This window comes from Nitratidesulfovibrio sp. HK-II (assembly GCF_003402415.2).
Lineage (GTDB): Bacteria > Desulfobacterota > Desulfovibrionia > Desulfovibrionales > Desulfovibrionaceae > Cupidesulfovibrio.
The window spans coordinates 1946915-1960398 of sequence record NZ_AP036014.1; the positions used below are offsets into that span (position 1 = coordinate 1946915).

The following is a 13484-nucleotide window of genomic DNA, read 5'->3' on the forward strand; positions in this document are numbered from 1 at the left end:
CGTTGCCCCGTCTGGGTGGGGAGGGGGCGGAAAATGCCGTGTCGACCCCGGCGCGCCTTTCATCCGACATCGCGCATGCCGCACCCGTTGCCCCGGCCGGATCCAGACCGGCCCCTTGACGCGCCACGGTTACGTCGCATTGTAAATCGTCGGCCCTGCGCGAGCCACCGGCAACCCGGTATGGCGAAAGGCGTCGACTGGTGGTAAAAGCGTCCGGCGGGGCAGGGGGGATACGCCGCTTCAGCCCCGCCGTCCGCAGCATCTTTTCGGAAGGTCCGCCCGCCAAGGCCGCGCGCACGCGCGGTCACGTCAGGGCGGGCATCCATCCGCCACGGAGAACCATGCATCCCGAAGCACCCAGCACCAGCCCGGTCCAGGCCACCCCGGATTCTTCCGGCGGCCTGACGCCCGACGCCCTGTACGAGCGCCTTCGCGCGCGCCGTTTCATTTTCGCGGGCCCATGCGCCCTTGAAAGCCTGGAACTGGCCCTGGACACCGCCCACGCCGTGCGCGAGGCGGCCGAGGCCGCCGGGCTGTTCGCCGTGTTCAAGAGCTCGTGGGACAAGGCCAACCGCACCTCGCTGGACGGCTTTCGCGGCCCCGGCCTTGTGCGCGGCATGGAATGGCTGGCCCGCATCAAGCAGGAAACCGGCCTGCCCGTGGTCACCGACATCCATGAGCCGGAACAGGCCGGGCCCGTGGCCGAAGTGGCCGACGTGCTCCAGATTCCCGCCTTCCTGTGCCGCCAGACCAGCCTGCTGCTGGCCGCCGCCCAGACGGGCAGGGTGGTCAACGTCAAGAAGGGCCAGTTCGTGGCCCCGTGGGACATGGCCCCCGCCCTGGACAAGCTGCGTTCCACGGGCAACGGCCGCATTCTCCTGACGGAGCGCGGGTCCAGCTTCGGCTACAACAATCTGGTGGTTGACTTCCGTTCGCTGCCCATCATGCAGGGCTTCGGCGTGCCGGTGGTGTTCGACGCCACCCATTCGGTGCAGCTGCCCGGCGGCAAGGGCACGTCATCCGGCGGCGACCGACGCTTCGTGCCCATGCTGTCCCGCGCGGCCGTGGCCGCCGGGGTGGACGGGGTGTTTCTGGAAACCCACCCGGACCCGGACCGCGCCCTGTGCGACGGCCCCAACAGCTGGCCGCTGGACAAGCTGGCCCCGCTGCTGCGCGACTTCGCCGCCCTCTGGAGCCTGCCGTATGCAAGCTGAAGACCTGGCCCGGTCCATTTCGCTGCTGGTGCTGGACGTGGACGGCGTGATGACCGACGGCGGCCTGTACTACGACGACGAGGGGCGCGTCTCCAAGCGCTTCAACGTGCAGGACGGCCTGGGCATCAAGCTGGCGCAGGCCGCGGGCATCACCGTGGCGGTCATCACCGGGCTCACCTCCGGCGCAGTCGAGGCGCGCGTGCGCTCCCTGGGCATCACGGACTACCACGCAGGCTTCCGGCACAAGTCGGAATGCATCGACGAAATCCGCCGCAAGCACAACGTGGAATGGTCGCAGGTGGCCTACCTTGGCGACGACTGGGTGGACTTCGGTCCCTTGAAACTGGTGGGCCTGCCCATGGCCGTGGCCAATGCCCAGCCCGAGGTCAAGGCCCTGGCCCGCTACGTGACCACCGCCAATGGCGGCCACGGCGCGGTGCGCGAGGTCATCCGCTTTCTGCTGACCCAGCAGGGCCTGCTGGAGCGCATGCTGGAAAGCTGGCCGGAGCAGGCATGAGACGCCGCACGCTGTTGATTTTGCTGGCGGTCCTCGTGGCCGTTGGCGGCGCGGCCGCCTGGAACTGGCAGGCCGGGGTGCGCAAGGCCCTGGAAACCGCCATGTCCGGAGACGCGCCGTCCTCCACCACGCTGGAAGAGGCCGTGGGCGTGGCCATGAAGGGCATAGAACTGGTTCAGGGCGAGAAGGGCATAGAACTGTGGCGGCTGAAGGCCACCTGGGCCCAGTTACGCCAGACCAACAATATCATCGACGTGGACAAGCCCGACCTCGTCTACCAGATGGACGGGGGCAAGCAGGTGCGCATCGTGGCCCAGAAGGGCGAGGTGCAACAGCAGGTGCAACTGGTGCGCATGTGGGACGACGTGCACGCCACGCATGAGCGGCACGAACTGTTCGCCAGCCTGATGGTGTACAACGGCACCAGCCGCACCATGTATTTTCCCGAAGGGGCGCGCATGGCGGGCCAGGGCATGTCGGGCAACGCCACGAAACTGGAATGGGACGTGGCCGCCGACGTGCTGCGCGGCAGCGACGGGGTGTCGTTGCTGCTCATGCCTCGCGCCGATGAGAAGGGCGGGCAGGCCGATGGCGCGCAGCCCAAGGCGGTCGCCCCGAAAAAGGATGCCCCGCGCAAGGATGTTGCGAAGAAGGAAGCCCTGAAAAAGGACGTTTCCGGAAAGGCCGCCCAGCACAAACCGGGGCAGACCGCCCGAAAGGCGTCGCCCCCCAAGGCCCCGAACACTGACGCGGGCGCTTCCAAGCCAACCAAGCAGGAGACCAGGCAATGAAATATACCGGCATCCGCTCCGCGCTGTGCGTGGCGCTGCTGTTGACCTTTTCGGCATCGGCCGTGGCCCCCGTGCCCGCCATTGCCGCCGACGCCAAGTCCCCCTCCCCCGTGCGGCGCGACGTGCCCACGGCCGTCAAGTCGGACCGCATGCAGTACGACGCCAAGGGCCAGGTGGTGATCTTCGAGGGCACCGTGTACGTGCAGCGCCCGGACTTCGAGATGTGGGCCGAGCGCATTACCCTGCATCTCAAGAAGAAGTCGGCCAAGCCCGGCAAGGCCGACACGGCGGGAGACGCCGCGCAGGGCCAATCGGGCCAGCCCGGAGTGTCGGGGATGGACGCGGGCGAGATCGACCGCATCGTGGCCGAACGCAACGTGCGCATGAAGCGCGAGAACCGCACCGGCGAATGCGAGAAGGCCACCTACACCGTGGACAACGCCGTCATGGTCATGGAAGGCAACCCCGTGCTGCACGAGGGCGACAACAGCATCAAGGGCGAGGTCATCACCTTCTACACCCGCGAGAACCGCAGCGAAGTGCGCGGTTCCGGCGCAAAGCGGGTGCAGGCGGTGTTCACCTCGTCGGGCGACGTGAATCCCCTCGGCGAGTCCAAGGACAACGGCAAGGATGACGGCAAGGACGCCGCCAAACCCTCGGGGGCGGCCCAGTGAGCTCGGTGCTGCGCGGGGAGGACCTGCACAAGCAGTTCGGCCAGCGCGAGGTGGTGCGCGGCGTGTCCCTTTCCGTGTCGCAGGGCGAGACCGTGGGGCTGCTTGGCCCCAACGGCGCGGGCAAGACCACCACGTTCTACATGCTCATCGGCATCATCAAGCCGACCGCGGGGCGCGTGGAGCTTGACGGCCGCGACATCGCCGACTGGCCCCTGCACGAGCGGGCCCGGGTGGGGTTGAGCTATCTGCCGCAGGAAAGTTCCATCTTTCGTCGGCTCACGGTGCGCCAGAATCTTCAGATCATCCTTGAGCACACCGGGCTTTCCAGGGCCAGGCAGCAGGAGCGGTCGGACATGCTGATGGCCGACTTCGGCATCAGCCATCTGGCGGATTCCGTGGCCATGCACCTGTCCGGCGGCGAGCGGCGGCGGCTGGAGATCGCGCGGTCCATGATCCGCGAGCCCAAGTTCATCCTGCTGGACGAACCGTTCGCGGGCATCGACCCGCTGGCGGTGGACGACATCCAGCAACTGATCACCGGCCTGCGCGACCGGGGCATCGGTGTGCTCATCTCCGACCACAACGTGCGGGAAACCCTGCATATCTGCGACAGGGCCTACCTGGTCCACCAGGGCGAAGTGATCCTGGAGGGCACCCCCGCGCACATCGTGGACAACCCGCGCGCGCGCGACGTGTATCTGGGCGAGGGATTCTCGCTCTAGCTCCATTTGCATTTTTGCCGCATTCACGGCGCCTTCCGCATCGCGGGGGGCGCCTTTTTCGTGCCTGCCGCCGGGGTGCGGGGCATCCCTCCGGGGGTATCCGGCGAAATGGCGACAGCGGTTGCATACTTTTTGCTTCTATGGCATGGTTTCCCTAACCTCTTGGGGAAGGGAACACATTTCCACAGTGGGCCGTTTCTTGCTTGACGTCGCACCCCGCGTTGCGTCGTCATCTTGCTCGCCCTCAACGTTTGGTGCATAGGGGTCGTCCACGCATGGCATTGGAACTCAGGCAACAGCTCAAGCTCACCCAGCAATTGGTGATGACGCCGCAACTGCAACAGGCCATCCGGCTGCTGCAGCTTTCGCGGCTTGAGCTTGTCGAGACGGTGCAGCAGGAGCTGCTGGAAAACCCGTTCCTGGAGGAAGCGCAGGACGAGGGGCCGCAGTCCGAAGCCCCCGACCAGCGGGACGCCGCCCCCGAAGCGGCGGCGGATGTCGCCTACGACCGCGATATTGCCCGCGAGGCCGACTGGGAGGATTACCTGGGCGATTTCGCCAGCACCAGCCGCCAGTCAACGGTGCGCGAATCGGAAATGCCCGAGGAGATGACCTCGTTCGAGGCGCGCTACGCCGCAAAGCCCTCGCTGGAAGGGCACCTGATGTGGCAGTTGCGCCTTTCCGCGCTCACCGAGCGCCAGAAGGACATCGGCGAGGTGATCATCGGCAACATCGCCTCGTCGGGCTACCTGCATGCGACCATCGACGAGATCGCCGAAATGGCGGGCGTGGCCCCCGGCGAGGTGGAGCCGGTGCTGCACGCCCTGCAGCGCTTCGACCCCGTGGGGGTGGCCGCGCGCACCGCGCAGGAATGCCTGCTGGTGCAGATAGAGATGCTGGGCTACACGCGCGACAAGGTGCTGGTGGAACTGGTGCGCGACCACCTGGAAGACCTTGAGAAGCGGCGCTACAAGCCGCTCTTGCGCAAGTTCCGCCTGACCATGGAGGACCTCAAGGAGTACCTGGACCTCATCCAGACCCTGGACCCCATGCCCGGCGCCAGCTACGGCGGCGGCGACCCGCAGTTCGTCAGCCCCGACGTGTTCGTCTACAAGTACGACGACGATTTCATCATCATGCTCAATGAGGACGGCCTGCCGCACCTGCAATTGAGCACCATGTACGAGCGCTCTGCCGCTGCGGCGGCCTCGGCGGGCGAGCGCGAATATTTCCAGGAAAAGATGCGCTCGGCCTCGTGGCTTATCAAGAGCCTGTACCAGCGCCAGCGTACGCTGTACAAGGTGGTGGAATCCATCGTGAAGTATCAGCGTGGCTTTTTCGAGGACGGGGTTTCGCGCCTGAAGCCGCTCATCCTGAAGGACATCGCCGACGACATCGGCATGCACGAATCCACGGTCAGCCGCATTACCACCAGCAAGTACGTGGCCACGCCGCACGGCATCATGGAGTTGAAGTTCTTCTTCAACAGTGCGCTGGAACTGGACGACGGCAGCCAGGTGGGCTCCGAGAGCGTGAAGGCGCTGATCAAGAAACTGATCGGCGAGGAAGATCCCAAGGAACCCCTGAGCGACGAGCGCATCGGCGAAATTCTGAAGGAACAGCTCAAAGTCAATATTGCCCGCAGGACCGTTGCGAAGTATCGTACTGCCATGGACATTCCCTCCTCTTCCAAGCGGAAGGAACTGTTCTGACGGTCAGAGCCCCGCGCCGGACCAGGCGCAGGGCGGCGCACCCGGCAGGCGCACCCCAGCGTGCGCGCCGCGCGACGCGCGTCGCATTCCCCTCTCACCACTGGAGGAGCGTATGAACATCTCTTTCACCTTCAAGAACTTCGAACCCTCCGACCACCTGAAGAAGTACGCCCGCCGTCGCCTTGAAAAGCTTGGCCGGTTTGTCGGCAAGTCCGCCCTTGAAATGCAGGTGAACCTTTCCGTCGACAAGTTCCGCCACAAGGCTGAAGTGCAGATGACCGGCGACGGGTTCACCCTGTCGGCCGTCGAGCAATCGGAAGACATGTACGCCACCCTCGACCTGGTGCTGGAAAAGCTGGAATCGCAGCTGCGCAAGCAGGTGGAGAAGCAGAAGGACCGCCGCCGCACGGTGCAGTCCGAAAAGCTGGGCAAGGGCATCGACGTGTTCACCTTCGGCACCGTGGGTGAAGGCGACGAACGCACCATCACCGGCACCGACCACTTCGCCCCCAAGCCCATGCACGTGGACGAGGCGGCCATGCAGCTGGACCAGGGCGACAACGAGTTCCTGGTCTTCCTGAACGCCGAAGTGGAGCGCGTGAACATCATCTACCGCCGCCGCAACGGCGACTTCGGCCTTATCGATCCCGTCGTCTAGGCGTCATACATGCGGCTTTCGGACTATCTTCACGATGAACTGATCCTGCCCGAGCTCTCCGCCGGCACCAAGAAGGAGGTGCTGGCGGAACTCGTGCAGGCCGTGGTGCGGCGGCATCCCGAAGTGGATGCCGCCGTTGCGCTGGGCGTGCTGCAGGACCGCGAGGGCCTGGGCACCACGGGCATCGGCGACGGGGTGGCCATTCCCCACGGCAAGCTGGCCACCATCAGCGACATCGTCGTCGCCGTGGGCCGCAGCGTGCCCGGGCTGGACTTCGACGCCCTGGACATGAAACCGTGTCATCTCTTTTTCCTGGTGCTGGCTCCCGAACAGGTGGCGGGCATGCACCTGCGCATCCTGGCCCATATCTCGCGCCTGCTGAAGGACCCGCAGTTCCGCCGCGCCATGCTCGACGCGCCGGACGGGGCGGCCTTCACGGCGCTGATGCGCACCACGTAACGCGGAACACCTTGCGCACATCATCGGCAGGCGCGCGGCGCGGCGCGTCTGCCGAAACGCCATCCGGCACCGGCCCGCCCGAGGAGTCCGCCATGCCCACCAAGGCTTCCCACCCACCCACGCCCGATGCTTCCACGGCGTCGGACGCACCCGCCCCCGGCACGGCGTCGGACGCGGGCAGCCCCGTGGCCGCCGCCGACTTTCCCGTCATCATCGTTACCGGGCTTTCCGGCGCGGGCAAGAGCACCGTGCTCAACGTGCTGGAAGACTTGCGCTATTTCACGGTGGATGGTCTGCCCGCCACCCTGGCCCCGCAGATGGTCACCATCCTGAACCGCGAGGCCCTGGCCCATTACCAGGGGCTGGTGCTGGGCATGGACCTGCGCGAGAGCAATTTCGTCCGCAACCTGGAAAAGTCGCTGGAACGGTTGCAGGGCATGGGCGTGCGCCCGGCGGTGGTCTTCATAGAGGCCAACCCCGCCGTGCTTAACCGGCGCTACGCCACCACCCGCCGCCCGCACCCGCTGGAAAGCGAGGGCATGGGGCTGGAACAGGCCCTGGAGCAGGAACGGCTGCGTCTTGCCCCGGTGCGCGAAACCGCCGACCTCGTGGTGGACACCTCCAGCTATTCCATCCACGACCTGCGCCGGGTCATCCAGAAGAAGTGGAGCACCATCCAGGGGCGCATCCGCTCGCTGCGCATCAACATCGTCACTTTCGGCTTCAAGTACGGCGTGCCCGCCGATGCGGACCTGGTGTTCGACCTGCGCTTTCTGCCCAACCCCTATTTCGTGCCGGACCTGCGGCCGCTGTCCGGCCTGGACGAGCCGGTGGCCAAATACGTGCTTGAAGCGGGCCACGGCGACGCGTTTCTCGCCAGGCTCATAGATTTTTTGCATTTCCTGCTGCCGCAGTACGAGGCGGAAGGGCGCTACCGCCTGACCATCGCCATCGGCTGCACCGGCGGGCGGCACCGTTCGGTCTCGGTGGCCGAGGCCCTGCTTCGCGCCTTGAAAAAATCTGATTATGCCGTATCCATAGAGCACCGCCACATGGAACTGGGCTGACGCCCGCTGCCCGCGCGGCCAACCGCCTTGCCCTGCCGCAGGGCGCACGGCTCAATCCGACAACCCCTCAGGCCCAGCCTGCACGCACCAGCATGTCCACCACCGCACAGTCCCCGGCCGCACAGCCCCAGACGGAACCGCGCATCGGCGTGATTCTGGTCACCCACGCCGACTACGGCGCGGCGCTGCTGCGCGCCGCGGAATTCATCCTTGGCCCCCTGCAGGACTGCGCGTCCATCAGCGTGGACGTCTCGCAAGAGGTGGACGAAACGGTGAAGCGCCTGAACGAGGCGGTGAAGCGCCTGGACACCGGGCGCGGGGTCATGATCCTTACCGACATGTTCGGCGGCACGCCCACCAACCTCAGCCTTGCACTGCTGGGCAAGGGCAACGTGGAAGTGCTGACCGGCGTCAACCTGCCCATGCTGCTGAAGGTGTTTGGCGGGCGCGACGGCGATCTCGCCACCCTCTCGCGCGACGCGCGCGACGCAGGGGCCAAGGGCATCGTCGCGGCGGGCGAACTGCTGCGCAGCCGGGTCAAGAACGGGTAGGGCCATGCTCTGGTTCCGCATCGACAACCGCCTGGTGCACGGCCAGATCATCGAGGCGTGGCTGCCTTACACCGGGGCACGGCGCCTGCTGGTGGCCAACGACGCCCTTGCCGCCGACGACCTGCAACAGCAGATCGTCTCGCTGGCCATTCCCGGCCGGGTGGAAGTGCACTTCGTGCGGGTGGACGCGCTGTCCACGTACTGTACCGGGCGCATCGACGAGGGGCACGACACGCTCGTGCTCTTCGCCACGTGCGCCGACGCCCGCCGCGCCTTCGACGCCGGAGTGGGCATGAACACCCTGAACATCGGCAACCTGCACTATACCCCCGGCAAGAAGCAGCTGTGCGCGCATGTTTCCGTGTCCGACGACGACGAAGCCTGCCTGCGCTTTTTCAGCCGCCATTCCGTGGCGCTGGATTTTCGCTGCGTGCCCAACGAACCGGTGCAGATAAAGGGGTGGTCATGACGGATATGCTGCCCGTGCTCACCCTGGCGCTGCCCATCGCTTTTTTTTTGCCGTTTTTTCGCTGCTGCGCTTTTCGCTGAACCTGGGGTTTCTGGAACGCCCGCTCGCCATCGGCTTCTTGTGGGCAGTCATGACCGGCGAGTGGGGGCTTTCCATGCACCTCGCCATATTCCTTGAGCTGCTTTGGCTCGATCTGTTCCCGGCGGGCACCTACATCCCGCCCAACTCCATCATCACGCTGCTGCTCACCCTGGCCGTGGCCGGGCATTTCGGCCTGGAATCGGCCGGGCAACTGGCCATTCCCGTGCTGCTTGCCCTGCCCGCCGCACTTACCGGCGCGCACGTGGAATACCTGCACCGCCGCTGGCGCAACCAGCAGTACACGGACCTTCTGCACTGGGGCAGGGTGGCCGAGCACCCCGGCAAGGGCGATTCGCCCCTGTGGCGCATCATGGTGCGGTCGCTGGGTGAACTGTTCATGCTGAATCTGGGCCTGTTCTGCGTGTGGCTGCTTGTGCTTGTGGGAACTATCGAGCTTATGTCCAACTATATCGGGCATCTTCCCGCAGTTCCCGGCATTGCCTGGGGGCACGTGTGGTTCGTGGGGGCCATGGGCGGCATGCTGGCGCTGCGCCTGCGCCGCGCCTATGCGGCCTTTGCGCTGGCCTTGCTGGCCGCTTCGGCCGCATCCTTCATCTGATTCGCATTCGTCACCGGAAATTGACGTTGCCGAGGCCTGGGGTACTTGGCAGCCCCCAAGGTTTGTGCTATTTGGCACAAACAATTTCGCAGCAGCATGCGAGCTACTCGCAGCAAAAACCCCAATGCCACATGCAACGGAGGAAACCGACATGGCAGCTCTTGTTCTTGGTCACATGAACCCCGATACCGACTCCATCATCGCCGCCATCGGCGTTGCCGATCTGATGACCAAGCGCGGCATCGAAGCCAAGGCCGTCGCGCAGGGTGCCTGCACCCCCGAAACCGATTTCGTGCTCGGCAAGTTCGGCCTGAAGGCCCCCGAAGTGGTGACCTCCGTGGCTGGCCAGAAGGTCATCCTGGTCGACACCACCGAACGCGCGCAGCTGCCCGCCGACCTGTCCGACGCCGAAATCCTGGGCGTCGTCGACCACCACAAGCTGGGCGACGTGACCACCCCCAACCCGCTGGAAATGTGGGTGTGGCCCGTGGGCTGTACCGGCACCGTGATCAAGGCGATGTACGACTTCTACGGCATCGAAGTGCCCAAGGGCATCGCGGGCGGCCTGCTGTGCGCCATCCTGTCCGACACCGTCATGTTCAAGTCCGTCACCTGCACCCCCGCCGACAAGAAGGCCGTTGAAGCCCTTGCCAAGATCGCGGGCGTGGCCGACGTGATGGCCCTGGGCATGGAAATGTTCAAGGTGAAGTCCGCCGTTGACGGCGCGTCCATGAAGGACCTGGTCTTCCGCGACTACAAGGACTTCGACATGGGCGGCAAGAAGGTCGGCATCGGCCAGCTGGAAGTGGTGGACCTGTCCATCCTCGAGCCCGTGAAGGCCGGCCTGTACGAAGAAATCACCAAGGTGAAGGGCGAAGGCCGTCACTCGGTGTTCCTGCTGCTGACCGACATCATGAAGGAAGGTTCCGAAATGCTGATCGTTTCGGACGACGCCTCCGTGGTTGAAAAGGCGTTCGGCGTGAAGGCCGAAGGCAAGTCGGTGTGGCTCGACGGTGTGATGAGCCGCAAGAAGCAGGTGGTGCCCAACTTCGAAAAGGCCTTCAAGGGCTAGTCGAAGCGGCAACCCGACCGACGCAGACTGACGCATTCTGGGCCCGGCGGCATATGTCGCCGGGCCTTTTGCGTTTGCGGGGCGGTACGGGTGGTGCCGAGGGGCGTCGGAAGGGCGCGGAACGGCCCGGCCGGACTTGCAAGGCGATGGCGGAAGGGACGCAGCCGGACGGTCTTGGCGCGGGACGGGATCAGCCCTGTTCGCGTCCGTGCGCGTGGACCTGTTCATCCAGACGGGCAAGGGCCATGCTGCGCAGTTCGCGCAGGTGCGCGCCCGAAGAGGCCCCCTGGTTGCGGAACTCCGGCGGCAGCTTCACGGCCAGCAGGGTGGCCAGTTCCGACTCGGTGCGGCGACGCAACGCCTCCAGCCGGGACATGCAGGCATCGGGAATACGCGGCGGATCGTACGGGGCAAGGGCGTCGCCAGTGCCGGAAGCGGGCGACGACGCTGTTACGATCGCATCGTCAGGCTGGCGCTGCGCGCAATCCGGTCCGGTGTCCATGCCCTTGCCCGTGCCGTCGGCCAGCACCAGCAGCCGCATGGCGGGCAGCAGCCCGCGCAGGTGCATCGCCAGCAACAGGTCCACCCGAGTACCGGGCCGCAATTCCGCGTACCGGGCAAGGCGCATGTGCAGCCGGGCGGCCATGTCGCCCGCTTCGATGAATCGTACGGGCATGGCCAGCCGCGCGCCCAGCGCCCTCGCCAGCGGCGCGCCGCGATCCTCGTGGCCGTAGTGGTGCGGCAGCACGTCCGCGCCCGTCGTCACCTTGCCGAGGTCGTGGCACAGGGCCATCCAGGCCACCAGTTCCGGCCGTGGCGGTTGCATCCCCGACATCTCCGGCGAGTTCCACGTATCAGGGGCCGGGCCGTTTGCTGCTCCGTGGGGCTGCGGCGCGCCGCCCCCCTCGCCCGGCGGCCTGTGCTCGGCCAGCGCGGCCGCAATGTCCATGACCCGCGCCACGTGGTCCAGCACCGACTCCGTGTGGTAACGCACGGGTCCGGCGGGCACCCCGTCGGCCCCGGCCAGTTCGGCGAACCATGGCGAAAGGCAGCCGCCCGCGTGCAGCACCTTCAGGTAGCGGCCGGGGCAGGGTGTGGCCAGCGCCTTCAGGGTTTCGCGGCACACCTGCTCGGCGGGCAGGCTGTCCAGCGCGCCGCTGGCGGCCACCTCGCGCATCTGGGCCAGCGTTTCGGGATGCACGCTGAACTCCGGAAACCTCGCCGCGAAACGCGCGGCGCGAAACACCCGCACCGGGCTGTCGGCCAGCGCCGTGGGCGAGGCCGGGCGCAGCACCCGCGCGGCAAGGTCGGCCAGCGCCTGCGGGTGCGCATGCAGCATGCCGGTTTCGGTCAGGGCCATGGCGTTGACGGTGAAGTCGCGCGCGGCCAGGTCTTCGTCCAGTGTGCCGCGCAAGGGCAAGTGCTCAACACCGCCCAGCAGGTACACGTCGATGTCGCGCCCAACCTTGCGGGCGCCGGGGTTCTGCCGTACAAAACACGCCGCGTCGCCCTCGAAGGCCACGTCGTGTTCGCGCGGCATGCCGCCCAGCAGCAGGTCGCGCACGGCTCCGCCCACGAGATACGTCTTCATGCGGTGAACGTATCCGATTTCGGCCCGGACGGAAATGCGCCCGGCTCCGCAACGCCCCATCCCGTGGGAAATCACTTCACGCCATGCCGGGAGGTACCATGCCCAGCAGTACTGGCCACTCCGCCCGCAACCGCGGCAGCGCCTCGCATGATGCCGCCATCCGGACGGGGCAGGGCATTCCTGTTGCGCATTTGTTGCACGACGGCCTGCCCCAGCCGTCATCCGGCACGCCATCCCACATAGCCCCCGGTCAGCCGCCCGCCGCGCCACAGTGGATGGCCGATCCGCTGCCGCCCGAAATCCTGCGCGCTTTGCCTGGCTGGGGAGACGACCTGGCCGCGTGCCCCGGCTTCGTCCCGGTGACCGTGGGGGGCGTGCCCCTGCTGGCGGCGCGGCTGGGCATGCCCGAACCGTCCGAATCATCCGCTGCTTCCCTGTCTTGCGCCGTCGCGGGCCGCGACGCCCCTTTTCCGCCCGGCGGCGCGCCAGCGCCGTCCGCCACGGGCTCCGCCCCTCCTTCGGTGATCATCTGCGGACCGTGCACCTCCAGCCTCGACGTGGCTCACGCCCTTGCCGCCGCCGGGGTCCTGCCCGAGTGGGGCGCGGTGCTGGCCGTTTCGCAGCGCGCCGGGCGCGGCCAGTTGCGCCGCCCGTGGGAATCGCCGCCCGGCAACATCTACGCCGCCTTGCGCCTGCCCGCCGCTGGCGTGTTCGCCACCGAGACGGCGGCCATCGCCCTGGGCTGCCTGTTCGCCGAGTCTTTCGCGGCGCTGGGCGTGCCGGTGCAACTGAAATGGCCCAACGACCTGCTGCTGGGCGACGCCAAGATCGGCGGCATGCTCATCGAGGAAAAGCGCGGGGTGGTGCTGGCGGGCATCGGCATCAACCTGGTGTCCGCCCCCCCGCCTGAAGCCCTGCGCCAGGGCTGGGCGGTGCCCGCCGCCAGCCTGGCCGACCGCGACATTTCCGCCACGCCGCTGACGCTGTGGCGCCATCTTGTGGAGGGGGCGCTTTTCTGCTATGAAGCGCAAGTTCTACGCGCCGGTGGGGCCGATTTCGTATCGTGCGCGGAAAAGCATCTTGCCTGGGTAGGCCGTGGGGTTGTGGTTCACGGTGGCGATGTGGGTGACTGTCCGGGCAGGATTCTTGGACTCGAACCGCAGGGGGGCCTGCGGATTGTCATTTCGGGCAGGGAACACATACTCCGCTCCGGCAGCATCACGCCCATACCTTCGTGATCCGTATTCCATGCGCCCCGCGCATGCGCGCACGTCAATTCCGGTCGCC

15 protein-coding genes are annotated in these 13484 nt (G+C 66.8%); 14 read left to right on the forward strand and 1 reads right to left on the reverse strand.

What is annotated here, in order from left to right; genetic code table 11:
- Positions 1 to 341 precede the first annotated feature (341 nt).
- The 13 genes from kdsA (at position 342) to RVX_RS07905 (ending at position 10606) form a co-directional block, all read left to right on the forward strand.
- Complete coding sequence (gene kdsA / locus RVX_RS07845) at positions 342 to 1214, forward strand: 3-deoxy-8-phosphooctulonate synthase (protein WP_230404477.1); 873 nt, start codon at positions 342 to 344, stop codon at positions 1212 to 1214.
- Positions 1204 to 1731, forward strand: a complete 528-nt coding sequence (locus RVX_RS07850) for a KdsC family phosphatase (RefSeq protein WP_116305425.1) — start codon at positions 1204 to 1206, stop codon at positions 1729 to 1731. Before kdsA ends, RVX_RS07850 begins: the two co-directional genes overlap by 11 nt.
- Positions 1728 to 2522 (forward strand): LPS export ABC transporter periplasmic protein LptC, encoded by a 795-nt coding sequence (lptC, locus tag RVX_RS07855; protein ID WP_116305426.1) that lies wholly within the window; start codon positions 1728 to 1730, stop codon positions 2520 to 2522. The genes RVX_RS07850 and lptC overlap by 4 nt, the downstream gene beginning before the upstream one ends.
- A complete protein-coding gene (locus RVX_RS07860) occupies positions 2519 to 3196 on the forward strand; it encodes an LptA/OstA family protein (RefSeq protein ID WP_116305427.1) in 678 nt (225 codons plus the stop codon). Before lptC ends, RVX_RS07860 begins: the two co-directional genes overlap by 4 nt.
- On the forward strand, positions 3193 to 3918 hold the full coding sequence (lptB, locus tag RVX_RS07865) for an LPS export ABC transporter ATP-binding protein (RefSeq protein ID WP_116305428.1): 726 nt from the start codon (positions 3193 to 3195) through the stop codon (positions 3916 to 3918). Before RVX_RS07860 ends, lptB begins: the two co-directional genes overlap by 4 nt.
- A gap of 275 nt (positions 3919 to 4193) precedes the next feature.
- The gene (gene rpoN / locus RVX_RS07870; RefSeq protein ID WP_116305429.1) at positions 4194 to 5630 is read left to right on the forward strand and encodes an RNA polymerase factor sigma-54; all 1437 of its coding nucleotides are present in this window, start codon (positions 4194 to 4196) and stop codon (positions 5628 to 5630) included.
- Positions 5631 to 5742: 112 nt separating this feature from the next.
- Positions 5743 to 6288, forward strand: coding sequence for a ribosome hibernation-promoting factor, HPF/YfiA family (hpf, locus tag RVX_RS07875; RefSeq protein ID WP_116305430.1), 546 nt, complete (start codon positions 5743 to 5745; stop codon positions 6286 to 6288).
- 9 nt (positions 6289 to 6297) lie between these two features.
- The gene (locus RVX_RS07880; protein ID WP_007521852.1) at positions 6298 to 6747 is read left to right on the forward strand and encodes a PTS sugar transporter subunit IIA; all 450 of its coding nucleotides are present in this window, start codon (positions 6298 to 6300) and stop codon (positions 6745 to 6747) included.
- A gap of 92 nt (positions 6748 to 6839) precedes the next feature.
- A complete protein-coding gene (gene rapZ / locus RVX_RS07885) occupies positions 6840 to 7814 on the forward strand; it encodes an RNase adapter RapZ (RefSeq protein ID WP_371682097.1) in 975 nt (324 codons plus the stop codon).
- Positions 7815 to 7906: 92 nt separating this feature from the next.
- Positions 7907 to 8365: a PTS sugar transporter subunit IIA gene (locus tag RVX_RS07890; protein WP_116305431.1), complete on the forward strand. Its 459-nt coding sequence runs from the start codon at positions 7907 to 7909 to the stop codon at positions 8363 to 8365.
- Positions 8366 to 8369: 4 nt separating this feature from the next.
- Positions 8370 to 8834 carry a PTS sugar transporter subunit IIB gene (locus tag RVX_RS07895; RefSeq protein ID WP_116305432.1) on the forward strand — a complete coding sequence of 155 codons (465 nt, stop codon included), beginning with the start codon at positions 8370 to 8372 and terminating at the stop codon, positions 8832 to 8834.
- Between the two features lie 154 nt (positions 8835 to 8988).
- Positions 8989 to 9534, forward strand: coding sequence for a hypothetical protein (locus RVX_RS07900; protein WP_371682098.1), 546 nt, complete (start codon positions 8989 to 8991; stop codon positions 9532 to 9534).
- A gap of 151 nt (positions 9535 to 9685) precedes the next feature.
- Positions 9686 to 10606, forward strand: coding sequence for a manganese-dependent inorganic pyrophosphatase (locus tag RVX_RS07905; protein ID WP_116305434.1), 921 nt, complete (start codon positions 9686 to 9688; stop codon positions 10604 to 10606).
- A gap of 190 nt (positions 10607 to 10796) precedes the next feature.
- On the opposite strand, the gene RVX_RS07910 is transcribed toward RVX_RS07905, so the two are convergent.
- Positions 10797 to 12197 (reverse strand): HD domain-containing protein, encoded by a 1401-nt coding sequence (locus RVX_RS07910; RefSeq protein WP_172596543.1) that lies wholly within the window; start codon positions 12195 to 12197, stop codon positions 10797 to 10799.
- Between the two features lie 98 nt (positions 12198 to 12295).
- Between RVX_RS07910 and RVX_RS07915 the strand changes: the two genes are divergently transcribed.
- The gene (locus RVX_RS07915) at positions 12296 to 13435 is read left to right on the forward strand and encodes a biotin--[acetyl-CoA-carboxylase] ligase (protein WP_230404478.1); all 1140 of its coding nucleotides are present in this window, start codon (positions 12296 to 12298) and stop codon (positions 13433 to 13435) included.
- The last annotated feature ends 49 nt before the right edge of the window (positions 13436 to 13484 follow it).

Bases quoted from the DNA above. Each gene is read 5' to 3' on its own strand.
- RVX_RS07895 (WP_116305432.1), top strand. From the start codon at position 8,370: ATGCTCTGGTTCCGCATCGACAACCGCCTGGTGCACGGCCAGATCATC.
- RVX_RS07890 (WP_116305431.1), top strand. From the start codon at position 7,907: ATGTCCACCACCGCACAGTCCCCGGCCGCACAGCCCCAGACGGAACCG.
- RVX_RS07850 (WP_116305425.1), top strand. From the start codon at position 1,204: ATGCAAGCTGAAGACCTGGCCCGGTCCATTTCGCTGCTGGTGCTGGAC.
- kdsA (WP_230404477.1), top strand. From the start codon at position 342: ATGCATCCCGAAGCACCCAGCACCAGCCCGGTCCAGGCCACCCCGGAT.
- RVX_RS07860 (WP_116305427.1), top strand. From the start codon at position 2,519: ATGAAATATACCGGCATCCGCTCCGCGCTGTGCGTGGCGCTGCTGTTG.
- hpf (WP_116305430.1), top strand. From the start codon at position 5,743: ATGAACATCTCTTTCACCTTCAAGAACTTCGAACCCTCCGACCACCTG.
- RVX_RS07905 (WP_116305434.1), top strand. From the start codon at position 9,686: ATGGCAGCTCTTGTTCTTGGTCACATGAACCCCGATACCGACTCCATC.
- rpoN (WP_116305429.1), top strand. From the start codon at position 4,194: ATGGCATTGGAACTCAGGCAACAGCTCAAGCTCACCCAGCAATTGGTG.
- RVX_RS07915 (WP_230404478.1), top strand. From the start codon at position 12,296: ATGCCCAGCAGTACTGGCCACTCCGCCCGCAACCGCGGCAGCGCCTCG.
- rapZ (WP_371682097.1), top strand. From the start codon at position 6,840: ATGCCCACCAAGGCTTCCCACCCACCCACGCCCGATGCTTCCACGGCG.
- RVX_RS07900 (WP_371682098.1), top strand. From the start codon at position 8,989: ATGCACCTCGCCATATTCCTTGAGCTGCTTTGGCTCGATCTGTTCCCG.
- lptC (WP_116305426.1), top strand. From the start codon at position 1,728: ATGAGACGCCGCACGCTGTTGATTTTGCTGGCGGTCCTCGTGGCCGTT.
- RVX_RS07880 (WP_007521852.1), top strand. From the start codon at position 6,298: ATGCGGCTTTCGGACTATCTTCACGATGAACTGATCCTGCCCGAGCTC.
- RVX_RS07910 (WP_172596543.1), bottom strand. From the start codon at position 12,197: ATGAAGACGTATCTCGTGGGCGGAGCCGTGCGCGACCTGCTGCTGGGC.